We start from the raw sequence: 25098 nt of genomic DNA, 5'->3' as shown, positions 1-25098 counted from the left end.
GTTACTGTAACATGTGACAAAGAACAATTATGCATTTAGGGTTAGGAGAAGTGAAGTTCACTTCCTCCATTTCCTTATTAATAGTAATCCAACAGTTATTGTAATAATAACCACAGCTAATAGAATAGAAATAAGAAGAACATTTACAGGCGAAGAAGTAGAAATGATTGAAATAGCACCAGAGTAAAAGTTTGTTACGTATATATAGTTATTATTAGGATCATAAACAATACCGTAAGAATAATATTTTAACGTTATGTTCCCAATAACTTTGTTTGTACTAGGGTTAATGACAGAAATAAATTGGGAACCTGAATTAGTTACATAAAGATAACCGTTATGATGATCATATGCAATAGCGTAAGGACTTTTACCTACTTTTATATTTGTAATTACTTTATTCGTAGCAGGATTAATTACAGAAACAGAGTTAGAACCACTATTCACAACATACAAATAATTATTACTAGGATCAAAAACAATAGCCGTAGGATACAACCCAACCGATACATTCCCAACCACTTGATCAGTGTTAGGATTAATGATTGAAATAGTACCAGCAGCAGGATTTGTTACGTATATATAGTTATTATTAGGATCATAAACAATACCGTAAGGATCCTTCACTACTATGTTTTTAATAACTTGATTTGTAGTGGGGTCAATTACAGAAATAGAATTAGAACTGCTACTAGCAACATACAAATAATTATTACTAGGATCAAAAACGATTTCATTACCATCTTTCACTACTATGTTTTTAATAACTTGATTTGTAGTGGGGTCAATTACAGAAATAGAGTTTGATCCATTAATAGAGTTAGAACCACTATTCACAACATACAAATAATTATTACTAGGATCAAAAACAATAGCCGTAGGATACAACCCAACCGATACATTCCCAACCACTTGATTCACACTTGCATTGATAACAATAACAGAATTGGAGAGAAAGTTAGTTACGTACAAAAAGTTATTGTTAGCATCATAAGCAATACATAAAGGGGCATTAAAATTATTAATTGTATTATTAAAATATAATGTATACTTTACATAACCTAAATTATTACCTTGTAGTCCTATTAATATTAATATTAATGCAATGAATATTACAGATATTATTATTAACTTTAACAATCTAGATTTGTAAGTCACATTTAAACAATCCTCTCTTTCTTCTTCTAAACATATTCTCTTTCAATATCGCAATATTTAAGTTTTTCAGATTGCATTTTACATAAAATCCTGCAATATAGTAATTTTTAAATAGATATGGTTATATAATATAGAATTTTTTACTGAATATAGGTAGTTTATTTTCTATATGGTAAAATTAAGCATAAATACTAATGAAGTCATTCAACAATAATATAGTAATTAAATAGAACGTACTCCTATAAATCTCATAAAAAAGTAAGGTAAATAGAATACATTATATTGGTAATATTATATCTTGTTATAGTTTGAAGGAAAATATAGACCATTCAAATTATACATAAACCTTGTATATATTTAGGATCCTTTAAATTCTCAGAAAGTATATCAATTAGTTAAGTCAGTAAATCTTCATAAGTAGAAAATATTAAATTGATTTTGTTATACACGGTATATTACTTAAAGGCGGATTACGGAAGTGTTTGAGTTTTTATAACCTTATCATCAAGTCGTAAATCCTCTTGAATTTTCAAAAATTCTTAATTTATATTGTTTTCTTGAACAAAAATTGCTTTATATTATCTCTATTATAATATTTATATAAATTTGTGAAATATTATGTAATAATTTAACGCTTATTATCCTTATGAAGGCTTAATGAGTTAATGGCTTTATATCTTTTTTATGGTGCTATGAACTCTTTATATGATAATTCACAACGTCTAGCTCTGCTATGATTAGCCTTTCCAATATTTTCAGTTCCTATGGTAAATTTTATAAAGTCTAAGTTGAACAATACTTATGAATATTATTTCAATTGTAAAATATGTATCTGTCTTTTTTCTTGTAGTTATAGGGATTACATTTCTAATGTATCCGTTAGTTATGGAGAGTACTTCTAGAATAGAATTTTTTCTAGTAACAATAAGTATAAGTGAACTTGTCGGAATATCGATCTTTTTATTTTTAATAAGACGATTAGGAATAACTTTAGCAGATTTAGGATTTCACAAACCTACTTCTATAACCTCAATAATCCTAGCCATATTCATAGCAACAATTTATTCGCTTATCGAACTACAAATCCCACAAGTGCTACAATATGCTTTTGAAATTAACTTCCTAAAATGTATAGCTATTACCACAGCAATTATTGCAGGTTTTTCTGAAGAAGTAGTCTTCAGAGGATTTATAATTACTCAATCGAGAACTTATGGTACACTGAAATCATCCCTCCTTTCAGCCTCTCTATTTGGAGTCTACCATATAACATGGGGACTTGGAGGTGTCTTAGGTACATTTTTGTTAGGATTAGGCCTAGCGTACGTATTTAATTCAAGTAAAAGTATTGTACCGTGCATTATATCTCATGCACTAATAGATTCATTAATTGAGCCCGGTTTAGTTATTTCCTTTTTCCATTTATGAGCTACTCGTTTAACCAATATTAAATAGATGATTATTTTCATTTATTATATAAGATATATTCTTACTAACAAAGATAAGTTCAAAATTCTTCATTTATTTAGGAGTAATTTTATAGTTGTAAAGTCGAGGATAAGAAAAGAAAGCTTAATGGAAGAGAAGAATAACTCCTTTTATATTTTTTCTAAAATTTTTATTACTCTAACAACGCTACATAGATACCTATATACTTAGAAAACAATAATATATAGGTGTTAATTCCTCATTTGTCCTTACACTTTCATTTTATACTCACTCATGATTAAATGTTTAGTCCTCAACATGAAACTATAACTGCTCAATGCTTATATCTCCTACCTAGTGGTATGAGAAGTCGTCCTTTATTAATGAAAAAGTTGTCATAAACCAATATAAAAGATTTCTATTAACATGAAAAGGATCTAACACCTCTATGAAAAAATATTTAGTTTTTAGGTAGTAGAAAAACATTCTTTTCTAAAATTGCTAATTTATTCTCAGTAATCTGTAATTTCTTTTTTAATTCTCTCTCATATTCGATCATTCTATTTATCTCCTCCTCTTGCATTTTTACTTTTTTCTCTAGCTCCTCTAACTTTTTAGTTAAATCATTCCAGGTTTTAAGATATTGGGCTACAGTCTCAAATATAGCGATAGCATAAGCCCTTTCTTCTTCTGTTAGAGGCTCCCCTTTATAAAGTTTCGCTACTACATTGCTTAACTTATCAATAAAGTCTTCCATCAATAAAACTACTACTAAAGGCGGTATAAAAGAATTTGGAAAACGCTAATAAAGAGAAATGATATTATTATTGTATGCTCGAAAAAGTTAGGTTCGATTTACCGCAAGATGAAATACCAACAGAATGGTATAATATTTTACCAGATTTACCAGAACCCTTACCAGAACCCCAAGACCCTACTGGAAAATCTTTTGAAATATTAAAACAAGTATTACCCAGTAAAGTACTTGAACTTGAGTTCTCAAAGGAGAGATACATAAAAATTCCGGAAGAAGTTCTTCAACGATATCTGCAAGTTGGAAGACCGACACCTATAATAAGAGCTAGAAAACTGGAAGAATACTTAGGAGGACATATAAAGATATACATGAAAATGGAAAGTCATACTTATACTGGATCACATAAAATAAATAGTGCATTAGCTCACGTATATTTTGCAAAACTCGATAACGCTAAATTTGTTTCAACTGAGACTGGTGCAGGACAATGGGGATCTGCAGTAGCATTGGCTTCTGCATTATTTAATATTCAAGCTCACATCTTCATGGTTAGAACTAGTTATTACGCAAAACCGTATAGAAGATATCTAATGCAAATGTACAATGCACAAGTACATCCAAGTCCTTCAGAATTCACTAGATATGGAAGAGAAGTTTTAGCTAAAGATCCTAATACTCCTGGATCATTAGGAATTGCTATATCAGAGGCTGTTTATTATGCCCTAGAAAATGGAGGAAAATATGTTGTAGGTAGCGTAGTAAACTCGGACATTCTCTTTAAGACAATTGCTGGAATGGAGGCAAAGAAGCAAATGGAAATGATTGGTGAAGACCCAAATTATATTATAGGAGTTGTTGGTGGAGGTTCAAATTATGCTGCTTTAGCTTATCCATTCCTTGGTGAAGAATTAAGAAAAGGTAAAGTAAGAAGAAAGTATATAGCTTCTGGGGCTATTGAAGTTCCAAAAATGACAAAAGGAGTTTACAAATATGACTATCCTGATACTGCAAAGGTTTTACCAATGCTAAAAATGTATACTATTGGATCTGATTTTATACCAGCACCAGTTTACGCTGGAGGCTTAAGATATCATGCAGTAGCGCCAACGTTATCATTACTGATGTATAAAGGAATCGTACAGGCTAGGGATTACTCGCAAGAAGAAGCATTTGCCTGGGCTAAACTGTTCAGTCAAATCGAAGGATGGGTACCAGCACCAGAAACCAGTCATGCATTGCCAATACTAAAGGAAATAGTTGAGGAAGCTAAGAAGAGTGGCGAAAAGAAAACAGTACTAATAAGCTTCTCAGGCCATGGATTATTGGATCTAGCTAACTACGCTGATGTGTTAGGTTTTAATAAGGAATAAATACGTGTTGGTTACACTAAATCTTATGATAGTTAACGAGGCTACAGAGTTTTCCAAATTGAGAAATGCCTTTTTATTGTTAACAGTAACAGAAATTGTATATTTTTCCTCAGTAATTATCGAAATTACAGAGCTTTTACAAGTGCTTTCTACTGGTAATATTGTTTCCTTAAATGGCTTAATCACCTCGTTACTTTTACAGATTTTAGCATTAATATTGGGCATAATTAGTGGAATTTTTCTTTACTCTGGGTTCAGAAATTTAAGTGTTTATAAAGGTCGTGCAGATACTGGTTCTTTGTTAGTTATTGTCGGTTCAGTGTTTATCCATATTATAGGGTTCGTATCCATAATACTTTTTATTATAGGTTTTGCCTTAATTAAGGAAGGATTAGATAGAATAGCTAATGCTTATGGAGAAGAGTTAATTAAACATGGTGCGATTCTTAACGTCTTCCCAATAATCTCAATTATAGGTTTTATAGTAACAGCTGTGGGATTAAATAGAATAATGAATAAACCATTAACAACTACTACCGTTAGCAGTAATCAAGTAAAAGAGATAGGGCTAGGAATAATCAGAAGTAACGGTTATATTTACCTTACTCTTGATTCCAAGATTTACGGTACAATAACTAGTGCAAAAATTGAAGGAACACCTTATGCAGTAATGCTTTCAATTCCACTCACTTTAGGTATAAATAACGTTATAATTAATATGGGGACTCCGCTATTCTTATCTCCTACACAATATAAGGTAACATTGGTAATAACTACAGGATATTCAACTTTCACAGAAACACTACAAGCAATATATAACCCTTAACTAAAGATTTATTTTATGATAATTTTTAGCAAGCTACAAAAGGATTTTTCTTCATTGTCAACTATATCTATTGAAAAGAAAATCCCTCTAGTTATTTCTCCCATTGAGATTATTTTCTTCGGATCGGCTCTGGAACCTATAGTAAAAAAGACTTTGTTTCCATCGACTTCAGTTAGTGATAAAACCTTTTCTATTTCTAGATCGCAAGATTCATATCTTATATCTTTTTACACCCCATCTACAGCCTCAGTATATGCAGCAATAAAAATACCCTCTCTCGTTCCTATTGAGTGTTTGTCAGAGTATGAGATTTGTGATTATCTAAAAGAGTTATTCCATTCCACTAATTTACAACAAATATATGAAAAGTATAAGAGTAAGATCTTACCAAGTTTTCCAAACTCTTGGCTTGGGAAAGAAATTTACGGTTATAAAATTGTAGGGATTATAGGAGAAGGCGGAAATTCCTTTGTACTCAGAGGAGTAAAAAACGGAATTAATTACGCAATTAAAATACCAAAAATAGACAATGCTAACATGTCGGCGACAGTCTCTAGTTTAAATCTCTTTAGGGAGTTATCTAAAGAAGCAATAAATCTAGTGGAAATTACCTCAAAATCTGAGTACCTAGTTCGTATTTACGCAGTATATAATGACCTAACAAATATAAAGGAAATAATGAGAGGTGATCCATTTCTATACCTATCATCACCACCAGCTATTATTATGGAATACATGGCTGGAGGATCAGTTCTCTCCTTATTGTCTAAAGGGTTTAATTACTCCTCAAACTGGGAAGAAATAGTTGCAAAAATCGGTTTAGATATCGCATACGCACTAAGAACCCTTCATACTGCTGGTTATGTTCACTTGGATGTTAAACCAAGTAATTTCTTACTTCCAAAAGAAGTTACAAACCCAGAAGAAATTTGTAATATAAAAGTAAAGTTAGGAGATTTAGGTTCCGCCAAAAGAATAAGAGAAATCCCTACTCATCTAACTTCAGAATACGCGCCACCAGAACAATATATGGCATATCCTTCAATGCCAGTAATGGACGTGTTTTCGCTTGGTGCTTCATTACTAGCATTAACCTGGGGTAGAAGCGGTTTTAATCCAGATGAGATAGTATTCACAAACGATATGAATTCAGTTTATTCAAAATATGTAAATTATTACCTAAAACTTTACTCCTCTACCTCGAAAAAATTCCAGAAATATTTACTTTCTTTAGTATATCCCGATTATAGAAAAAGACCTAGCATCTTCCAAGTAATAGAAGGATTAAAAAGATTTTCTTGTTAACTATAGATTTTCCTAGATTCTTCTGAAATATATCCTTCTCTTAAAGAACCTTTTAAGAATGGCTGATATTTAGGAATAACCCAGAATATCATTAAAGGAATATAAATTGCTCCAGAAAGTAAGAACGATAAAACCCATGAATTATCTAGAACTATGTTCTCACTTGGATATGGTAGATAGAGTAATAAGGATATGACTACGAAAGTAATTAACGCCGCTGGGTTAATTCCCTTCCAATACCTATATCTCCCTTTACTTAGAAACACATCAGGTAAGTCGATCTTAAACCTTCTAATAACGGCATAATCAAATATAATTATACCTTCAATACTCCCTAAAAGACCGCCATAAGTTAATAACCAATTTTGTATGTAACTATACGCATTACCGTAATAACTCCATGCACCTATCACTAATCCTACTATTATTAAGATCAAAGATCCTCTAAACCATGATAAATATTTAGGAAACGTATTTGCAAAATCATAAGCAGGACCAACAGCATTAGCATAAACATTAACAAGGAAAGTTCCCAAAATTATTCCTAAAAGTAATGGGATTGCGAAACTTGTATGAAGGGTAATTAGAATTATTGGATCCCAAATTGCTTCTCCATAAAGCTTTAATGATACTGACGTTGTCATGACTGACATAACAGCAATAAATAGCATTAAAAGAGGCATAGGAATTTGACCTATAGTTTGAGAAAACTGGTTTTTTGCAAATCTAGTATAATCTGGCATCGTTAGTGCCATGGTAGCCCAAAATGCAATATTTGCGTTTAAGAATGTTAAGAAAGATAATATCGATGGAGAGGAAGAAGCTGATAAAGAAAAGATATTTATAGACCAACTTACTTTATTCATGAAATAAATCCACGTAACTAGATAAGTTAAAAGTATTACTGGACCACCAATTCTTGCTAACCATTTCAAAGCAGGTTGTCCTTTATTTATCGGAGAGAAGTAAAATACCAGGATTTGAGCTAAAATAACTCCAGCAAATACTCCCCAAAATACTGTTGGAAAATCAATAGCTAATATAAATGGGTAATTTGAATAATGTGTCGCGGTATATTCCACAATGTTAACTTTTCCAGTTAAAATAGTATAGATTGCAGTTGCTGCTTCAGTTATGATATAACTCTCAATCCCCCACCAACCTGCACCTATTATAGCCCTAATCCAACTAGGGAGAATTGCTCCGTAAATACCCCACCTAGTTCTTGTTAATTGTGGCTCTGCTAAACCGTATCTAGCTCCTCCGTGAGATTGGATAATCATTGGGATTAAAACAATTAAATTTCCTAAAAATACTATAAAAATTGATTGAATAACAGATAAACCAAGAACCAAACCAACACTTGCTAAAGTCCATGAAGGCACAATAAAAACCATTGAGACCCAAATCCAGAAATAAGTTAATGCTCCCCAATTTCTACCTTTTACTGGCACTGGATGAATATCAGCGTTCCATAACAGTTTCTCATTTGGAAAAACATTAGTTAATTCTACTTGTCCCCTATCTTTATAATATCTTACTATTGACGATCTCTCTATTTCAGCCATCAAAACTAAAAATCACTTTTCCCTTAAAAAGTCTCTAATTATTTTGTCCGATCGATAAAGGGTTTTTAACGAATCAAATATTATTAAAGGTAATACTATCATCAATCCAGTAGTTGTATATTGCACTATAGATAAAATTGAAATGTAAGGACAAAAATCAAAATATGTGACTAAACCTAGTACAGATATGAACATTAAACCTGCAGCTATTCTTAGAACGAACGCTTTTCTTTCTAGGTCTTTGGCAAGGTAATCAATCTTGTTGACTAGACTAACCCTAATAAATACTTCCTTTAACTCCTTCTCAATACGCGGAAATTTTTGATAAAGTTCATGAAATAAACCATCCTTATCAATTACTTCTAAATTTGTTAGAAAAGAAACCTCCTCCATTAATTCAGCAAATTCACTCGTAGATAACAAATCCGCACTCATTTCTATAAATTTTAACGCCAATAATTTCTTTATTTTTGTCCCTAATAATCTGCTTTTACTTTTCATTATTTTGGATACTACACACAGAGAGGATGAATAGGCAAAGGATATAATGACTAGAAGCCAAGAAACAAAGTTCATTAATAAAAAATGTTGTTAACCTATTTAAATACTTTCTCAAAGTTCTTCTTCAGGTCCTATTTCTTTCTCTAATTTACTAACAATTTCTTTTATTTCATTAGCCTTAACCTTATAAATTTCCAGAAGCTTTCTCACTTCTTCTCCTTTTTCAGTTATATGATACAAGTCCCCTTCCTTCTTTATTAGATTCTGTTTTTCTAGATATGGTATATATCTTGTGGCCGTTAAATATGTTAGCCCAGCCCTATATATTAACCTAGTCTTTGGAATTGGACCATCTTTAAGTGCGTTAAGTATATCGTAAATAATCTCATAATCAGTCCTTTTTTTCTTATTAAATTTAACTTTCATATAATATAGTCTATCTGACAACTTAAAATATTTTACTCTAAATATTAACATTTATTCTCCGTTAGAAGAATAACGTTCATAAAGTTTAAAATACTTATCGCTCTCAAAGCAATTAACGCTTCAATAATTACTGCGAAAAAGATCTAACTTATGTCTAGAGATATATATCTTAAGTAAGATTAAATAGCACTTGTGGAAATTTGAGAAATTTTAGTTATAGAAGCAGGAAAATAAATTAGAGTATTTATTAACTCTTGAAAGAATACTACGACAACTTTTATATCAGGAAAATATCATTAAATTACTTTAAAGAATCTACAGCGTTCTATAAGTGTTATTACTTGTTAAGTTATAAAAGACATAGAATTTAGCCTCATTTATATTGTTGCGATTAGATGAGAATATTTTTCGTAAGCTAAAATGCGCTTGCCTGATAATAACTGAGCTATGATTACAACTTATACTTCTATTCGAAGAGCCATGTACTGTTAGCATTTATTGGAAAATCGTTGTATAAGATAATTTTTACAAAGAATTTTCTAATACTTATATCTAATTTCAGTAAATAGGATAAGTTCTATCGTTTTTATAGTAAGAATATTCACTGCTAAGAATGGTTTATTTAAAAACTATCTTATCGTTAGGATTTTACGTAAACTGCTATACTGTTTCATAGGTTAATCCAAACGAGTTCTTTCATTCCTCTCTTAGAGATAAGCTTTTACGTTTTGAGAGAAACAAAGGTTGTAAATGGAAGCCTTAACCTAATGAAGTAGTCTTATGGGAGAGAAGGCTTATATCAGATTTGTAGCTTAATAACTGTACTATCTTTACGACTTACAATATCTTTCAATAGTTGATTTCTTATTTGTTGGAAATATAGTAATTATTTTCTTTATTCTATTCTGTACTATAAAAACAATTATAAGGTAGAGGGAATTATGGCTAAGTTTTTCACAAAAACTTTTTTCGTCATTAAGTGGTTTTGAGTTTATATTTTCGCTCTTACAGAAGTTATCTATAACCCTCCATATTTCACTTCTTATTTCTAATCCATACGTGTTTGATAGTTCTTCTAATCTGAGCCTTAATCTTTCTGAAGCATGCCTAGTAAAAATACAGTTAATATAATATCACCGTTGATACTGTTACGCATGGCGATCCAAAAGGATCCCTATATTCCGGGTATATTGAAATGTTAGTCACGCTAATTAATATCTCGAATAACCTATCTTCTACCCTAACTTCTATCTTAGGTTCCTCCATTAATTCTATCTTCTTTATCTTAGCCGGTCTAGAATTAACAACATTTCCAGAACACAGAGGTCCAAATCTGGGTTTATCCGTGTGAACCGAAATTACGTTATTTACAACAAAAGAGTATTTGTGATCCTTTCTGAAAACCTTCACGATAACAGGATGAATTACAATTAATATATTCTCATCTTCAGTCTCAACTCTATATTTACCTTCTTTAATATTCTCTAAAAAATAGCTTATTATTTCACTCATTCTTAATCCTCTTTATACCTTCTTTTAGATCAGAGTCTAACGGCTCTATTGAAATATATGAAACTCTACCGCTCTCGTCCACTCCTATAGTTACAAATGCCTCCCCTTCATAACTTTTTACTGGAGTTCTTTGGAATTCAACAATCATATTACCAAATTCCTCATCAACAATCACAGTAAAGGAATTTGAATAAATATTAAATTGCGGACTATTACTAGACAACTGCGAAATATTCTGAATTACTTGACTATTGTACTCCATGTATGTATATATAACCCAAAAGACTTAAATGCATAACTAATTGTTATTTTCTTCTATAGTTATTATATTTATAAACATATGAATTGTGTGTTTATTAATCTTTGTAAAAAATCGATATTTTTATAAAATTATATAAATTAAACTAAATTTTACCACTTTTTGTTCAAGTTTCTATCTTATAGCAGTTGTTCTACTTTAACGCAGTTTAAAGATTTTCATCAAACCTAGTGCATTAACTAAACATATCTCAACTAACCTGAGGAGTTTCTCCTCATATTTTTACTTAACCAAACACTAAACTAAAAACTTTATCGATAGTACCGAGAATTTCGCATTACCGAGGAAAATTAGAACAACTGCTATATCTTAACTTTTTCTTTATTAATAAAATTTTCGAGATAATTGTTTCCTCAAATAATTTTTATAAACGAATTTGAGATTTAGGTAAAAAGGCTAGGGCTTTCGCCCTCTTAACCCCACCATTTTGTAATTTCCTTGAACTACTAAGAGAACTTATACTTCTCGTGCTGAACTAAATTATGGAAATGGATATTTTTAAAAGTTACTAAAATATTTAAAACGCAAAATACAAAAATCTTAAATTAACAACCGATTATTGCTACCCATTTTGCATTAACATCATCAGCTAACTTCTGCTTTCCAAGGCTCATCCTCTACAAAGAACTTATCCTTTATCAATGGCTCCCACCACCACCTATTATTCAAATACCACTCAACAGTCCTCTTCAACCCCTCCCTTAACGGCGTAACCTCATACTTAAGCTTAGTACTCATACAATATCTCCTATCGTGACCTGGCCTATCACTAACAAACTTAACCTTAACCTCCCTCCCCATAACCTCACTAATCATTTTAACTACATCTAGCACACTATACCTCTGCCCTCCCGGAATATTATAAACCTCACCCCTCCATTCAGCCATTTCCAAAATATCATAAATTATCCTAGCAGTATCCTCAACATAAATCCAATCCCTCTCAGCCCTCCCATCACCATAAATAGGAACATACTCCCCCATCAAAGTCCTAATTATCACCTTAGGAATAAGCTTTTCCGGAAACTGCCTAGGGCCATAATTATTTGAAGGCCTTATAATTATAGCCTTAATCCCATAAGTCCTAACATAAGCCCTAACAAACAAATCAGCAGAAGCCTTAGAAGCACTATAAGGTGAAGACGGTTTTAAAGGAGAATCCTCATCCCCACACTCCTCACCATAAACCTCATCAGTAGAAATATGAACATAATTAAAATCATATCTCCTAGCCGCCTCCAAAAGATTCACAACCCCTATAACATTAGTAGTCACAAAATCCTGAGGCTTATAAATAGACCTATCCACATGAGTCTCAGCCGCAAAATTAACAACAACATTATTAGCAGACCCTCCTACTTTACCTAAAATATTATGAATCTCCTCACCCCTAATATCAGCCCTCACAAACTCATGATCAGTACCAATTAAGTTCTCCATCCTTCCCGCATAAGTAAGTAAATCAATCACAACCGGTTTAATTCCCCTCCTATTCACCTCTCTTACAAACGCAGAACCTATAAAACCCGCACCACCAATAATTATCATAATATCACCGAAGAATTCTCACCAATTATTAGCCTCTGCCACCTATTTCCCTTCTCCACAACAGAATTGTTCCCTATTAACGAATCCATAAGTGAAACCCCCTTAATCCTTACATTATCCAGAATAACACTATACTCAACCTCACTATCAACAACCTGACTCAAATCACCTATTGAAGTGAAAGGACCAATGTAGGAATTCACTATCTTACTATCCCTACCTATATATACGGGGCCCCTAATAACTGAATTCTTTATCACAGCCCCCTTCTCCACTATAACCCTACCGTCTATAGTAGAATTCTCTACATCACCTTCAATCCTCCTTTCAGCATATTTATCTAGCAAAAAAGAATTAGCCTCCAATATATCCATAGGAGTCCCAGTATCCTTCCACCAACCTTCCACTATTTCGTAATTAACCTCCTTTCCTTCATCCACTAAACCTTGTATAGCATCAGTTATCTCCAATTCCCCCCTCCAACTGGGTCTCAATCTCTCAATAACCTCAAAAATCTCATCAGTAAATGCATAAACACCTACTAACGCTAAATCAGAAATAGGTTCCTTCGGCTTCTCCACCAACTTCACAACCCTATTCTCCTTTATTACAGCAACTCCGAAACGATTAGGATTATCAACCTTAGCTAAAAGGATAGAAGCTGAGCCTTTAAACGACATAAACTTTTTCAGATCGTAAGGCACAAGATTGTCCCCTAAATAAACCAAAAACTTCTTAGATACCACATCCTTAACCTTATATACTGCGTCCGCCAAACCCCTCGCCTTACCTTGATAAACATAAGTAATATTTACCCCAAACTTACTACCATCACCATAATAGTCTACAACCCTAGTTGGGGTATTATCACCTAAAACTATCACCACGTCTCTGATACCCGAATCCCTTATCTGTTCTAAAACCCACTGGGAAACAGGCTTTCCTGCTACTTTTATTAACTGCTTAGGACCGGTGTGAGTTAAAGGCCTTAAACGAGTCCCTTGACCTCCGTGTAAAATTACCGCCTCCATTCACACCACCATACCATCTAGATCCAACGTGTGAAAATCCGATGAAAGTATTTTCCTAGCCCTTGAAGAATCGAGGGAAGAATCGTAAGGTCTTTTAGCTATCCATCCCTTAACCTCATCAACTTCTTTAACATCTCCCGGTAAATTAAACTTCTCCTTGATCTTTAAGGCTAATTCAAAACGTGAAATTCTCTCACCTGCAACGTGAATGATTCCAGTCTTTCTTAACTCTAAAAGTTCGAGTATTGCAGAAGCAAGTTTTCTTGCTGAGATAGGAGAGTAATAGCCCTTAAAAGCGAATACAGTCTTCCCTTCCTTCAGAGTTTTATAAACGTAAATTGGAAACCCCTTATTCCTAAAAACACCAGAAGTTCTGACTATTAAACTATCATCTTGTAGAGCAAATGTTTCCCCTAAAAGCTTGCTTAAACCGTAATAATTTATGGGATTGGGTATATCTTCTTCTTTGTAGTTACCTTTTTCTCCGTCAAATACGTAATCGGTACTTATATGGATTATGTAGGAATCTATTACTTTTCCCGCTCTAATTATGTGTCTAACTGCCTCAGCGTTTATTTTATATGCCTTCTCCTTCTCTATTTCGCATTTGTCTACATCAGTCATTGCAGCAGTGTTTATTATTACGTCTGGTTTTTTCTTTATTATGAAGTCCTCTAGTCGTGGGAAATCGGTAAGGTCGAGTTTGTAACCTCCTTGAACTTCTGAAGAATTGTATACTTTTATTACTTCGTGCCTTTCTGAGAGTAAGCGTGAGAGTTCTATGCCTAACTGTCCCGATGCACCGGTTATTAGTATTCGCATTAAGTATAATTTTCTATGTAGAATATAAAGCTTTTATAAATCAGCTCTGAGGTGATTACGTATTTACTGCATTTTTAAATTTCTCAATTTACGGGAGTCTGACTTCCTTATATAAAACATATTAGTCAGATCTGTGTAATACAGATCTGACTGGGGTGTAGGCCGTTGACTTCCTTGGGCTTGAAGCCCGTCGGTGAGCTTGGCCTCCTCCAATTCGGACCGGAAGTTGGGCAAAAAGCCCGAATAAAACATAAGGGTGAGTATATATGGAGGCCCCAGTCGCGGGAATAGACGTATCAAAAGATAAATTAATTATGTATTTCCAAGGCAAATACTACGAGTTTCCTAATGATAGGCAAGGTTATGAGGAGATAATTAAGATCTTGCCTAAGGGTTGTAAAGTGGGTATTGAAAGTACTGGAATTTACCACATTAACCTAGCAAAGTACTTGATGGGAGAGTATGACGTTAGGATTATTAATCCCTTCATACTCAAGAAGTTCAAGGATTTTAGGGGTAAGAAGAGTGATAAGAATGATGCTAAAAAGCTTGCAGAAATAGTTGTAAGTATGGGTAGTGAGTTTACAACAAGTGATGCTAGGGAGTTAACTAGCCAATGGGATTTTGTTACTAGGAGTATTGCTAGGGTTAAGAATAGGTTGAGGAGGGATTTGATACTTTTGGGCTATAAGGATAGTTTGTCCAAGAAGAACTTAGAGGAGGTTTTGAGGGGTGGGGATAGTATTGTCTTGGCTGAGGTTAGGTTTCTTTTGGAGGAGTTGGAGAGACTTGAGGTTAGGAAGAGGGAGATTGAGGAGAAACTTGAGGATCTTGTTCCCAAGGATAGTTTGATTTTCACCATTCCTGGTATTGGTAAAACCTTGGGTTGTATAATTTTGGCTAGGGTTGGTGATATTAGGCGCTTTAGTGATAAGAAGAGGTTTGTTGCTTATTGCGGTCTTGACCCAGTTATTGAGTCTAGTGGTAAGAGTGTTGTTTCTAAGGGTATTTCTAAGAGGGGTGATGCTGTTTTGAGGAGAGCTTTCTATCTTGCAGCTTTAACTGCTATTAGGGTTAATCCTGTTATCAAGCGTTTTTATGAAGAGCATAAGGGAAAGTTGAAGGGTAAGAAGTTGATTATTGCCTGTGCAAGGAAATTAGCTGTTATTACTTGGGCTGTGCTGTATTATAATAAACCATTTGATGCTAGCGAGTGATAAGGAGAGCCTTACTTTTCCATAAGTAGTGTAGACTATGCTCGATTTTTCATGGAAAGGTTTTTATACCGGAAGCTCCCCACCCTGGAAGGGTCGGGGGTTCCCTTCCAGAGGGTTCATCGTTCCCACCATCGATTCGGGATTACATCTCTCATTTGGTGGGCAGTCGGGTGGGGCAGAGACCCACCCCCAAAATTAGAGTAGGGGATCCGTCATCCATATTGTCCGAATCCCGTGAAAGAGAGAAGAGGAATGATAGTTGCCCCTCCCTCAGTCCCATTAAGCCCCCAATCGAGCTGGGGAAGAGCGTCATTAACATCACTAAAAGATATCTCGATAAAGGGGTATATAAATATAAGGGGGATATCCATCTCCACCCTGAACGGTACTCCCAAAATCACCTCCTTAAAAATAAACCTGTAGTATTAGTAAGCGTTTCCTCTGATTTATTTAAATAAATCTCTGCCTCAGATATATTTTCAATAATTTTTGAAATTAGTGATTTGAAAGTCCTCATTTTCACGTTATCCTTGAGGATCGTGTACAAGGAGTAAACGAGCACGGCAAGTAAGAAGATTAACATGCGGAAAATGAACTTTGTTGAACACGTAAAGGGGAGGAACGATTTAACACTCCTATAAGACGTTTCTATCGGATTCCTCACCTTGTTATATAACTCCAAGACCTTATTCTTGGGTAAATCGAGATTTGTAGCCCTAGCGAAGTAAACAACCTTCTTCTTTTTCCTCTTGATCTTCTCCCTGCGATACACGATCAGCCTAAACTTAACCTGCTCATCCTTACTACGCCTCTTACTATTCGTAATATATTCACCATCAAACTCCTCGTAGATCTTGACATCACCAACGGGAACTCCAATAATGTAGTTGAACTGGGATATGAATTTTATCACCTCAACCGTGTAAAATCCTGCATCAAGTGTTATCAGTTTAATCCTAAATCCCATTGCAACCACTTGTTCAATCAAGACCTTGACAATCTCATCCTTTGTCATCCCATTAACTTGCGGTATGAAAGCAAGTATGAGGATTTTTCCTTCGTATTTCGTTGTAGCTGTTGCGTAGTTCCACGAGTATCCCTTTTCTGAGCTTCCCAAACCTTCTACAGGTTTTCCGTACCAAGTTATTGTTGTCCAATCTATTGATAGTTCTATCTCCTTCACGCCCTTAAGTGTTTCGAGTGAGATTTGTTTCACTTGTTCCAGTGTTTTTTCCGCTACTTGTAACCCTTGTTCTTCAACGTAATTCCTCACCGTTTGTGGTGATACGTTGTAAGCTCTGGAAACGTTTTCCACTGAATCTTTGTGTAATGATGCTGAGATCAAGGTTTTTGTAACTTCCTCTCCCTTTCTCCCTTGGAAGTTACTCATGGAAATTAATTTATACCCTATTTGTTGAGTGTTTAATGAGGGAATTGGCATTACCATGAGCCCTTATGGTAATACCGATTCCCTCGCTTTAAACCTTTTTTCCCAATTTGTTGAATTCTTGATGTTGTTATAAACTTGGTTATGTTCAACAAATTTAATATTGTTCAATCAGAATTATTTTTGTAAAATGATTTTGGGAGTACCGTGAAGGGTGAAGCTTTCCGCCCCCTTAACCCCCATTTTGTAAATGAGTTGTATCTCTGATTTAAAAGAACCTCATAAATTTGTAACTTAATGTCTATCGTCTACTTTTTATTTATATCATTCGTATTTAAATAAACTGTGTTAGAATCTCTAAAATGAAAATTATGTTTTTTGACGTCCTTAGTTGGATAGAAAGTTTGCTATAACCGCTATACTCTAAATATTCAGATTGATTAATGAATTAAATTATTTTTGTAAGGGAGCTAAATCTCCCAGATAACGGAATAAGTGGAAAATGCTATACGATAAATTTCAAATTTTATCATTGTATCATTAACAACAAAATTATAATCTTCGTCTATTCCTAGGGGAATTTTACTAATAATATCACTATCCCCGAACGTTACTTTGTATACTTCAGCTCTCTTAGGTCTCTTAGGAAGGTATATAAGAAGTTTAAGGTAATAAGTGAAAGATGCGACTTGCACACTATCTATGTTTTCTCCCTCTGAGACAAAACCCTTAATTCTCACAGTATATTTTAATCTTACTTTATCTCCTACTCTTAGTGGCGGTAAAAATTTCATCCTAACTAATAATTGATTTTTATCCTGTTGAATTTCAGCCTCAGCATTTAACTTTTCTTTAGATAATAAATTCTCTCTTTTTATATAGTTGATCTTACTATACGATATCCCTTTTACCTCATCAAGTTTAAAAGAGATATACTCTTCTGAAATACCACTGAAGATTGGTAGAAATTCTCTAACACTAACTATTCTTGCATTACCGTCCTTATCAATATTGATTTTCCTTTCAGCGTATACGTGGTAATATTTACTTCCTTGTAATTCTGGTTTTAATTTTTCTATTCCGCTTTCGACGTTTTTAAAGTGATTTATTAATTTAAGTAGTTCTTTTCTATCCATACTCTAACACGACTCCATAAATTCCATAATTTACATTTTTTACGCTAAAAACTATTTCATTTTCACTTTTTTTCTCTATAAGATAGTTTTCTATATCAAGTGGTTTAAAATGATATGAAAGGGGACCTTTTACTAATCTTACTCCTTCAACAGATTTTATCCTAGAAAAAGTAGTGATACGAAGAGAAGAAGAGAAAGTAGGTGATAATATATAAAAATACTCCACGTTATTATTTATGTAGCTTTTAGAGTAAATATAGTAAGTAAATTCTATGATTTCGCCAAAAGTAGTAGGATGAGAAAAAATTAGTTTAAATTTGACTAGGTCATTATTTTTCTCAATTTTAGCATCTATGTTTTTCTCATTGCTTCTTCTAAGTTTTATAAACCTAAATTTAGTTACTGGAGTTATATCGTAAATGAAATTAAGTTCTTTTATACCGTCTTTTGTAATCAAAAAAGTATATTTCTCACTTCTACTATAATATTCTCTCATAATTCGAACTTCTATTTTCGATTCTAAGACTAAGAAATCATATTTGTAGAGGTTTTTATCCACATATATTTTATCACGAATTTCGACAAGTTTTAAAGAGGTTAATGTTTTAAGGAGATCGGGGTCATCAATCTTATCTATGTATCCAAAATTTTGTAAGTGGGTAATTAGACCAATAATCTTATTAATATCCACATCATACATGAAAACAACGAAATATATAAGCATATATATCGAACGTTCTCAAAATAACTAATAAATAATTTTATTTTGGTTTTAATCTTAGTAGTAATTTTCTATAGAGTCGTAGTACGAAAAATTTGTAAAGATAGTATAAATTGAAAATTTACTCCTTATTATCTCTTTTATAAGCAACTACAAAGTAAAACAGATTCAATGCTTTTTCCTCATAAATCTTAACATCTAACAATCTAAAAAATAATTGCTTATACCATGAGTTAGTATTAAGTCTTCTGTAGATATAGTAGATATATTTGTAATCTTTTGGCTTCCCTTTAGCAAATATCGTTATATAAGGCATTACGAATCTCAAGTAAAAACTTAGATAAATCCTTTTTAATTTATTATCCGGTTTTCCCATAGCTATAAATCCTATTATCTTTCTTGATACCCTATTCATTTCTTTAATCACAGTCTCTATATTATCTGATGCATGTAAAGCAAAACTACTCATTACAATATCAAAAGCATTATCCCTAAAAGGCAAGGCTTCAAAGGAAGCCAGAACTCTATCATCTTCAACTATAGCTAGTTTCAACATGTTTTCGGCATAATCAGTTATTACAGGGAAGAATTTCTCCCTATATAACTTTTTAAAAACGTAAGTCAACTCTCCTTTTCCTGCTGCTACGTCTAAAACTAGTCTAGGTTTTTTTACAATAATTTAAGATAGTCTTTACAAGATCCGCTCTCCATTTTATATCTTGATTAAAGGATATATACCGATTAGCTCTATCATAAGATGATGGAATATGGTTATAAACTTCTCTTAACTCTTCATCCGAAGCTTTAATAGACACGCCTAGTAACTAAAATATTAAGATATAAAGCTTTAACTTAGTTTATAGGGAGAAAAGCAAGTTTACTAGATCTTCTATTTAGAACTCAATATTATGAGCTAAATCCTGACTGCCCATAATATTACGGCACTATTTTCATTAACATAGGTCGTACATGTGTCCTTAATGAATTCAATTTATTTCGTCAGCGTAAGATTAAATAACTGATTTTAGCAGTATATAGTCTTTTTCATAGTAAGTGCGAAGGGAAAACAATATTTATCGATAAAAAATATATTTATTGATTTAACTAAATTTCGAATATTTAGCATCATAAGTTAAAGCTGATCTTTTACTCCTTTGCAAGCTTAGGTCTGTGAGATGCATGGCATGTGGTGCCTCTCACGTGAGAAAAGGAAATTGGACATATCTCATCTAATAACCGAATGTAATGACTAAAATCCTCTCTAACTCACGCCTTTTACGATATGTTAAAATATGAATTCCATACTTAAATTTTTCAAAAGTTTATTAAAGCTGGAATCAAAGGAAGCTATATAAGAGATTCCGTTTCTTAAAATTCAATGAGAAAAATTACCATATCCTTTTTAATGTCTTATGATAAATTTATACTTATGAGAATTGTTGAAGATAAGAATGGCGAAAGGTTCCTAGAGCTAGAGAGCGAAGAAGATATAGATGAATTTTTCAATGCCGTAATAAAGAGAGCTAAGGAAAAGGCTAATGCCCGTAAATCCTCTTATGAGAGCCAATCTCCCAAATAAATACGATACAGTTTTTTGAATCCACGCTATAAAGTATTCTTATATCCCCAGTAACTTCTATTGAGAACATCGGATTACCGTACCTATCTTTTCCCAACTTTTCCCTGGCGTATTTGAAAGGATTATCTCTGAGTAATTTAATCTTCTCCCTAATGATATTTAATATCTTCACGTTAGAAAACTCGTCAGAGATATATTCTACTAATTCATTAAAACTCTTGGCTTTCCTCATATTAACTCTTATCTTCCATTCCTTACAAGCCACGATAAAATAGAAAGAAAACACATTAAAAAATCTTTCGATTAATATCTGATTAAGGATAATAATACTGATGAGTAATATAATATGTTATGAATAATAGTAGATCTTTCACGCCTCTCTGGGAGAGTCAAGTTAGTAGTTTAAGGAAATTTCCTTATCATAAAAATTATAATATTCGCCCGTGAATTAATAAATACTTTGAATTTACTCCCTTACTTTATTTAGTTTATCACAAGGAATTTTTAGTTAATAAAGACAGTATCTCTTACATATGTTTAACGTAACGTAAAAATACAATGATTTTCCTATAAGTGCATCAGGTTTCCTTTGCGAATTGTAATATTCTCTTTTAGATTAAAATAATTCTATAAAGAAATAATTGATTATATATCATTATCTCTGGGGAGTGTCAAATGCGTAATTAATATGAACAACTAAATAAAGTAAAAAGTTATAAAATGCCTTTATTTAGAATTAAATTCACTTAATTACTAAGAGTATGATAATATAAAATCAGTTTATTAAATATAATCACAAATAATCTTGTAATTTTCGATAATCAAGGCTAAGAGAACTTTTCTGATAATGTTAGACTGATATTCTTATTTTAGTGATAAGTCTTATATATTATTTCCGATTATAACGCATAAATAATAAATACACTAAACTTAAATTTATTCATTTACTACATTATTTTATGCGACTAGTTATTGCAACAAACTTCGATAATGGACTAATAGAGAAAATTTCAAAATATCCGGTAAAATATATTTACGGTAGTCAAACAGAGACGTTAACTGGACATGGCAGAGCTTCTTTTATTTTACCTAAAGTTGACGATGAAAAACTTAAGGAACATATTTCTGTAGCCCATTCTTATAAGATAAAATTTCTATATACAATGAATACTGCAAATCTTCACGGTAAAGAATATGATGAACATTTCCTTAATAAGCTAAAAAATGAAATAGAAAAATTAATAAATTTTGGTGTTGATGGATTTATAGTGGCCTTACCCTTTTTAATTTACTTTATCAGAAAAGAACATCCAGATATAGAAGTTTCTGTATCCTCTTTTGCAAGGATAACTAACATTAGAAAAGTTGAGGAATACTTACAAATAGGTGCAAATACTGTTATCATGGATGAGGATACAAATAGAAATTTTACACTATTGGAGGCTTCTGCAAAGTTAGCAAAAAAGTATAATGCTGATATTGAAGTAATTACAAATAATACTTGTCTATGGAGTTGTCCCTATAAATTAACTCATGACCAGGTGACTTCTTATCTCTCAGCTAAAGATGGAGTTAAAAATGTTTGGTTTGAATATCCGGTTCTGTTTTGCGCTACTGAGGTTAGGAATGATTTTGCTAATATTATCAGGATGAGATGGATTAGACCAGAAGATTTACATTATTATGAGGAGATCGGAATTGATAGGTTTAAGATTGCTGGAAGGAATAAGAAAACCGATTGGTTAGTAAATGTTGTAAAGGCTTACTCAGAAAGGGAATACAAAGGAAACTTATTAGATATTTTAAGTTATGTTCAGGGTAGAGCAACTACTTCTGCACTAAGGAGAATTAATGAATCGTCAAACTATGAGATACTAATGAAAGTATACGTAGATAATACTCAATTCCCGCCTAACTGGTTGAGTTATTTTAAGTATAATAGGTGCGAGGAAAGGACATGCGAGGAATGTAGATATTGTGATATAGTTGCAGAGAAGGTAATAAAAATTGATGGTAAACCATTCTTCCAACAACAAGAAAAAATTAGACCACCAATAGAACTTATTCCGAGGTTTGTTAGTCATGGTGAAGATAACAGATAGGATAAGAATTATAGAGTTGTTAGAACCAGATTTCTTTGGAACAATACTAAACCATAATGTTGTAATAATAGAAAAAGGTCCTAGTGGCGGATTAATGCTCGTAGATACGAGTCTACCAGAGAATTATGATGATTTAGAGAAATATTTAAAATCGTGGGGTTATTCAATAGAAGACATCTCAGATATCATAATTACTCATGCTCATCCAGACCATTTTGGAAATGCTGAAAGAATAAAGAGGGAATCAAAAGCTAAAATTTATGCCCATGAAGAAGAGAAGTTTGAAATGAAAAAAGTTAAGTTTGAAGATGTAAAAAAGGAATTTAATAATGTGAGTGATGTAGAGATACAAAAGACATTAGACAGAATAAACAATATGAAAGTTGAAATTCCTACTGTTGATGTTAAGCTTAAAGGTGGAGAAGAACTGGGTGGATTTAGAGTAATTCATGTCCCTGGACATACAAAAGGACATATAGCATTAATGGGTGAAGGGGTTTTGATAGTCGGTGATGCTATAAGAAATATTAACGGAGTAAAACCTCCTATAAAGTTTTTCTGTTGGGACTATGAAAAAGCCTTAAGATCTTTCAACTATTTACTTTCTTTGCCTTTTAGAATCTTGATACCATATCATGGAGAGATATTGCATGAATACAACGCGTATTATTTTATCTAAATTTTTAACGAAAGAAAGAAATTATTAGTTTTTACATCATATTTAACTCAATGTATGAGAGAGAATTTACGCTTTACATCGACTCTAAACAAGTGTTTAATATTTTATCAGATATTATATTTCTTGCTGGAATATCTGGACACTTTGCAGTATTGCTAGCTGAAGATAAAAGTGGAGAATTATTACCACCACCGAAAGCTAAGAATAAATCTGGAAAATATATTGTTGCTTACCTTAATATACCAGATACAGAAAAAGAGAAAGTTGAAGTAAAACTACTTTCTGTAACTCAAACTCTAGTAAGTTCTACCCAAATAGAGTATATTCTGTCTGATGGAAATGAGATAACAGCTCAGGTAGATTTCTTTATAAAACAAGACGGGGAAAATACTATTTTAAGAATTAAAGTAAAAGATGAAGGAATTAAATCATTTTTTAGCAAGAAAAAAATGTTTGAATATGCACCCGTAGAGCATATTTTTGAAGATCATATACTCCCTTATTTACAGCAATTAAGCAGACAACAACATCTTCATCTGAGGTTTTTAGGGAAAATAGAAGGAACACCTATTAATGCTATAAAAGAAGCTAAAAAATATATTTCAGTAATAAAGTTTGGCGGAATTTATATATATGGAGAAAATCTTGAAGGAATTTATACTATTATAGACGGTGAATTAGATAACGGCGAATTAATAATAGGAGAGAAGAGATCTACTGGTATCAACGCACTTTATGAGTTACTGAATTATGAGAAGCCAGTGAAAGTTTTGTTGTTTGATTCTGAAATAGGAGATAAAATTTACGATTTTATAAAGACAAAAGGCTTAGAAAAAATATTTGGCTAGATATTGCACAATAAATATTATCTTTTGTTCGAAAAATCTCTTATGTGGTGGAGATATTACTTTATTTCTTTTGCTATACTCTTAGTACTTTCCCTTATTCTCTCAAATTTCATTCCATTAAACTTCTATCTAGAATGTGGCGAAATATCTTTAATCTTTTTCGTGTGGTATTTATTATCCCCTTTAATTATGATCTTTTCGTTTAGACTTAAAAAGAGTAATGACGAGAGACTAAACTCACTAGTTTCTTACACATCTTCAATATTTAACATGAAGAAACCGCTTGTATATGTAACAAAGACAGATTATTCAAATGCTTTTGCATTCGGAAATTTCTTTTACAAAGCTATTGGATATACATCGGGGCTTTTGTCATCTTTACAAGATAATGAAATTGTTGGCGTTACAGCCCATGAGTTAGCACATTTAAAAAATCATGACATGGAGATTCAAGTTCTCGGCTTAATTCTTTATAACATTCTATATCTTTATCTTTTCAATATAAACTTTATATTAGGCCTAGTTACTTTTGCACTTGCTTACCCTCTTTTCATCTTTATACATAGAATGCTAGAAAAAAGAGCTGATTTAACTGCAGTTAAGAATAATAGGTGGCTAACTATCTATTTAGAGAATGCATTAATAAAAATTGGTTATTTGGGCCGAAGTATACCTTCTTACTTACTTAGAGATATTCCAGATTTTCAATTATATTTTATAAAACAACAGCTAATAATGAATAACAGTAGAAGTATTTTTAGAACCCATCCTTCATTATCGGAGAGATTGAGGTACTTAAGTAAATATGAAGCATGGAATAATTGAAACCTAGTATGTAATGGAGAAAAAAATGTAAAC

The 25098-nt window shown here is 32.4% G+C and carries 24 protein-coding genes and 4 pseudogenes; 11 read left to right on the top strand and 17 right to left on the bottom strand.

The genetic code is table 11. The features are described from left to right. Positions 1–57: 57 nt before the first annotated feature. Positions 58–1158 (bottom strand): YncE family protein, encoded by a 1101-nt coding sequence (locus tag D1869_RS08780; protein WP_156014770.1) that lies wholly within the window; start codon positions 1156–1158, stop codon positions 58–60. A gap of 801 nt (positions 1159–1959) precedes the next feature. On the opposite strand from D1869_RS08780, the gene D1869_RS08775 reads away from it, so the two are divergent. Further along, positions 1960–2586 carry a CPBP family intramembrane glutamic endopeptidase gene (locus tag D1869_RS08775; RefSeq protein WP_156014769.1) on the top strand — a complete coding sequence of 209 codons (627 nt, stop codon included), beginning with the start codon at positions 1960–1962 and terminating at the stop codon, positions 2584–2586. Between the two features lie 460 nt (positions 2587–3046). Here D1869_RS08775 and D1869_RS08770 read toward each other — a convergent pair whose 3' ends face one another. Next, positions 3047–3343, bottom strand: a complete 297-nt coding sequence (locus D1869_RS08770) for a hypothetical protein (protein ID WP_156014768.1) — start codon at positions 3341–3343, stop codon at positions 3047–3049. 74 nt (positions 3344–3417) lie between these two features. Here D1869_RS08770 and D1869_RS08765 point away from each other — a divergent pair, with 74 nt between their 5' ends. The 3 genes from D1869_RS08765 to D1869_RS08755 are packed head-to-tail and all read left to right on the top strand — an operon-like array spanning position 3418 to position 6844. Then, complete coding sequence (locus D1869_RS08765; protein ID WP_156014767.1) at positions 3418–4713, top strand: TrpB-like pyridoxal phosphate-dependent enzyme; 1296 nt, start codon at positions 3418–3420, stop codon at positions 4711–4713. A gap of 4 nt (positions 4714–4717) precedes the next feature. After that, positions 4718–5539, top strand: coding sequence for a DUF973 family protein (locus D1869_RS08760; RefSeq protein ID WP_156014766.1), 822 nt, complete (start codon positions 4718–4720; stop codon positions 5537–5539). Between the two features lie 15 nt (positions 5540–5554). Beyond that, positions 5555–6844, top strand: a complete 1290-nt coding sequence (locus D1869_RS08755) for a protein kinase domain-containing protein (protein ID WP_156014765.1) — start codon at positions 5555–5557, stop codon at positions 6842–6844. Here D1869_RS08755 and D1869_RS08750 read toward each other — a convergent pair. Genes D1869_RS08750 through D1869_RS08740 form a run of 3 tightly spaced genes read right to left on the bottom strand, consistent with a single transcriptional unit; the run spans position 6841 to position 9339 of the window. Next, positions 6841–8412 carry an NCS1 family nucleobase:cation symporter-1 gene (locus D1869_RS08750; protein WP_156014764.1) on the bottom strand — a complete coding sequence of 524 codons (1572 nt, stop codon included), beginning with the start codon at positions 8410–8412 and terminating at the stop codon, positions 6841–6843. The genes D1869_RS08755 and D1869_RS08750 overlap by 4 nt on opposite strands. Before the next feature lie 12 nt (positions 8413–8424). After that, complete coding sequence (locus tag D1869_RS08745) at positions 8425–8988, bottom strand: hypothetical protein (protein WP_156014763.1); 564 nt, start codon at positions 8986–8988, stop codon at positions 8425–8427. 36 nt (positions 8989–9024) lie between these two features. Further along, positions 9025–9339 (bottom strand): winged helix-turn-helix domain-containing protein, encoded by a 315-nt coding sequence (locus D1869_RS08740; protein ID WP_231113581.1) that lies wholly within the window; start codon positions 9337–9339, stop codon positions 9025–9027. 676 nt (positions 9340–10015) lie between these two features. Between D1869_RS08740 and D1869_RS15815 the strand changes: the two are divergent. Then, positions 10016–10150 (top strand): annotated as a pseudogene (locus D1869_RS15815) (IS1 family transposase); the annotation flags it as partial. Positions 10151–10461: 311 nt separating this feature from the next. Here the strand turns inward: D1869_RS15815 and D1869_RS08735 are convergent. The 5 genes from D1869_RS08735 to rfbD form a co-directional block, all read right to left on the bottom strand. Further along, positions 10462–10851 carry a hypothetical protein gene (locus tag D1869_RS08735; protein ID WP_156014761.1) on the bottom strand — a complete coding sequence of 130 codons (390 nt, stop codon included), beginning with the start codon at positions 10849–10851 and terminating at the stop codon, positions 10462–10464. After that, positions 10844–11113, bottom strand: coding sequence for a hypothetical protein (locus D1869_RS08730; protein WP_156014760.1), 270 nt, complete (start codon positions 11111–11113; stop codon positions 10844–10846). Before D1869_RS08730 ends, D1869_RS08735 begins: the two co-directional genes overlap by 8 nt. Before the next feature lie 642 nt (positions 11114–11755). Beyond that, on the bottom strand, positions 11756–12718 hold the full coding sequence (locus D1869_RS08725) for a dTDP-glucose 4,6-dehydratase (protein WP_156014759.1): 963 nt from the start codon (positions 12716–12718) through the stop codon (positions 11756–11758). Next, positions 12715–13749, bottom strand: a complete 1035-nt coding sequence (locus D1869_RS08720) for a glucose-1-phosphate thymidylyltransferase (RefSeq protein ID WP_156014758.1) — start codon at positions 13747–13749, stop codon at positions 12715–12717. Before D1869_RS08720 ends, D1869_RS08725 begins: the two co-directional genes overlap by 4 nt. Beyond that, positions 13750–14571 carry a dTDP-4-dehydrorhamnose reductase gene (gene rfbD / locus D1869_RS08715; RefSeq protein ID WP_156014757.1) on the bottom strand — a complete coding sequence of 274 codons (822 nt, stop codon included), beginning with the start codon at positions 14569–14571 and terminating at the stop codon, positions 13750–13752. Positions 14572–14837: 266 nt separating this feature from the next. Here rfbD and D1869_RS08710 point away from each other — a divergent pair, with 266 nt between their 5' ends. After that, on the top strand, positions 14838–15788 hold the full coding sequence (locus D1869_RS08710) for an IS110 family RNA-guided transposase (RefSeq protein WP_156014756.1): 951 nt from the start codon (positions 14838–14840) through the stop codon (positions 15786–15788). A 63-nt stretch (positions 15789–15851) separates the two neighbouring features. Here the strand turns inward: D1869_RS08710 and D1869_RS15480 are convergent. The 6 genes and pseudogenes from D1869_RS15480 to D1869_RS08685 all read right to left on the bottom strand — a co-directional run bounded on the left by D1869_RS15480 (position 15852) and on the right by D1869_RS08685 (position 19847). Beyond that, positions 15852–16068 (bottom strand): annotated as a pseudogene (locus tag D1869_RS15480) (hypothetical protein). Then, positions 16001–16183, bottom strand: a complete 183-nt coding sequence (locus D1869_RS08705; protein ID WP_156014755.1) for a hypothetical protein — start codon at positions 16181–16183, stop codon at positions 16001–16003. Before D1869_RS08705 ends, D1869_RS15480 begins: the two are co-directional and overlap by 68 nt. Before the next feature lie 133 nt (positions 16184–16316). Then, positions 16317–17235, bottom strand: a pseudogene (locus D1869_RS08700) (ISH3 family transposase); the annotation flags it as partial. Positions 17236–17645: 410 nt separating this feature from the next. Next, positions 17646–18311, bottom strand: coding sequence for a hypothetical protein (locus D1869_RS08695; RefSeq protein WP_156014754.1), 666 nt, complete (start codon positions 18309–18311; stop codon positions 17646–17648). Next, a complete protein-coding gene (locus D1869_RS08690; protein ID WP_156014753.1) occupies positions 18304–19002 on the bottom strand; it encodes a hypothetical protein in 699 nt (232 codons plus the stop codon). The genes D1869_RS08695 and D1869_RS08690 overlap by 8 nt, the downstream gene beginning before the upstream one ends. 151 nt (positions 19003–19153) lie before the next feature. Next, positions 19154–19847, bottom strand: a pseudogene (locus tag D1869_RS08685) (class I SAM-dependent methyltransferase). 563 nt (positions 19848–20410) lie between these two features. Between D1869_RS08685 and D1869_RS08680 the strand changes: the two are divergent. Continuing rightward, entirely contained in the window at positions 20411–20611 is a 201-nt protein-coding gene (locus D1869_RS08680; RefSeq protein ID WP_156014752.1) for a hypothetical protein, read from the top strand. Here the strand turns inward: D1869_RS08680 and D1869_RS08675 are convergent. Beyond that, positions 20568–20876 carry a type II toxin-antitoxin system RelE family toxin gene (locus D1869_RS08675; RefSeq protein ID WP_156014751.1) on the bottom strand — a complete coding sequence of 103 codons (309 nt, stop codon included), beginning with the start codon at positions 20874–20876 and terminating at the stop codon, positions 20568–20570. The genes D1869_RS08680 and D1869_RS08675 overlap by 44 nt on opposite strands. Positions 20877–21570: 694 nt before the next feature. Between D1869_RS08675 and D1869_RS08670 the strand changes: the two genes are divergently transcribed. From D1869_RS08670 to D1869_RS08655, 4 genes are all read left to right on the top strand, one after another. After that, positions 21571–22713 carry a peptidase U32 family protein gene (locus tag D1869_RS08670; protein ID WP_156014750.1) on the top strand — a complete coding sequence of 381 codons (1143 nt, stop codon included), beginning with the start codon at positions 21571–21573 and terminating at the stop codon, positions 22711–22713. After that, a complete protein-coding gene (locus D1869_RS08665) occupies positions 22694–23392 on the top strand; it encodes an MBL fold metallo-hydrolase (protein ID WP_156014749.1) in 699 nt (232 codons plus the stop codon). The genes D1869_RS08670 and D1869_RS08665 overlap by 20 nt, the downstream gene beginning before the upstream one ends. A 50-nt stretch (positions 23393–23442) precedes the next feature. After that, positions 23443–24240 carry a hypothetical protein gene (locus D1869_RS08660; RefSeq protein WP_156014748.1) on the top strand — a complete coding sequence of 266 codons (798 nt, stop codon included), beginning with the start codon at positions 23443–23445 and terminating at the stop codon, positions 24238–24240. 189 nt (positions 24241–24429) lie between these two features. Further along, positions 24430–25065 (top strand): M56 family metallopeptidase, encoded by a 636-nt coding sequence (locus D1869_RS08655; protein WP_196772257.1) that lies wholly within the window; start codon positions 24430–24432, stop codon positions 25063–25065. Positions 25066–25098: the final 33 nt, after the last annotated feature.

It is taken from the genome of Sulfurisphaera ohwakuensis, from assembly GCF_009729055.1.
Classification (GTDB): Archaea; Thermoproteota; Thermoprotei_A; order Sulfolobales; family Sulfolobaceae; genus Sulfurisphaera; species Sulfurisphaera ohwakuensis.
The sequence above is the reverse complement of the archived record's forward strand: the minus strand, read 5'-3'. Positions and strand labels throughout refer to the sequence as shown.

Bases quoted from the DNA above. Each gene is read 5' to 3' on its own strand.
- D1869_RS08775 (WP_156014769.1), top strand. From the start codon at position 1,960: ATGAATATTATTTCAATTGTAAAATATGTATCTGTCTTTTTTCTTGTA.
- D1869_RS08770 (WP_156014768.1), bottom strand. From the start codon at position 3,343: ATGGAAGACTTTATTGATAAGTTAAGCAATGTAGTAGCGAAACTTTAT.
- D1869_RS08765 (WP_156014767.1), top strand. From the start codon at position 3,418: ATGCTCGAAAAAGTTAGGTTCGATTTACCGCAAGATGAAATACCAACA.
- D1869_RS08755 (WP_156014765.1), top strand. From the start codon at position 5,555: ATGATAATTTTTAGCAAGCTACAAAAGGATTTTTCTTCATTGTCAACT.
- D1869_RS08750 (WP_156014764.1), bottom strand. From the start codon at position 8,412: ATGGCTGAAATAGAGAGATCGTCAATAGTAAGATATTATAAAGATAGG.
- D1869_RS08745 (WP_156014763.1), bottom strand. From the start codon at position 8,988: ATGAACTTTGTTTCTTGGCTTCTAGTCATTATATCCTTTGCCTATTCA.
- D1869_RS08740 (WP_231113581.1), bottom strand. From the start codon at position 9,339: ATGAAAGTTAAATTTAATAAGAAAAAAAGGACTGATTATGAGATTATT.
- D1869_RS08735 (WP_156014761.1), bottom strand. From the start codon at position 10,851: ATGAGTGAAATAATAAGCTATTTTTTAGAGAATATTAAAGAAGGTAAA.
- D1869_RS08730 (WP_156014760.1), bottom strand. From the start codon at position 11,113: ATGGAGTACAATAGTCAAGTAATTCAGAATATTTCGCAGTTGTCTAGT.
- D1869_RS08725 (WP_156014759.1), bottom strand. From the start codon at position 12,718: ATGATAATTATTGGTGGTGCGGGTTTTATAGGTTCTGCGTTTGTAAGA.
- D1869_RS08720 (WP_156014758.1), bottom strand. From the start codon at position 13,749: ATGGAGGCGGTAATTTTACACGGAGGTCAAGGGACTCGTTTAAGGCCT.
- rfbD (WP_156014757.1), bottom strand. From the start codon at position 14,571: ATGCGAATACTAATAACCGGTGCATCGGGACAGTTAGGCATAGAACTC.
- D1869_RS08710 (WP_156014756.1), top strand. From the start codon at position 14,838: ATGGAGGCCCCAGTCGCGGGAATAGACGTATCAAAAGATAAATTAATT.
- D1869_RS08695 (WP_156014754.1), bottom strand. From the start codon at position 18,311: ATGGATAGAAAAGAACTACTTAAATTAATAAATCACTTTAAAAACGTC.
- D1869_RS08680 (WP_156014752.1), top strand. From the start codon at position 20,411: ATGAGAAAAATTACCATATCCTTTTTAATGTCTTATGATAAATTTATA.
- D1869_RS08670 (WP_156014750.1), top strand. From the start codon at position 21,571: ATGCGACTAGTTATTGCAACAAACTTCGATAATGGACTAATAGAGAAA.
- D1869_RS08665 (WP_156014749.1), top strand. From the start codon at position 22,694: ATGGTGAAGATAACAGATAGGATAAGAATTATAGAGTTGTTAGAACCA.
- D1869_RS08660 (WP_156014748.1), top strand. From the start codon at position 23,443: ATGTATGAGAGAGAATTTACGCTTTACATCGACTCTAAACAAGTGTTT.
- D1869_RS08655 (WP_196772257.1), top strand. From the start codon at position 24,430: ATGATCTTTTCGTTTAGACTTAAAAAGAGTAATGACGAGAGACTAAAC.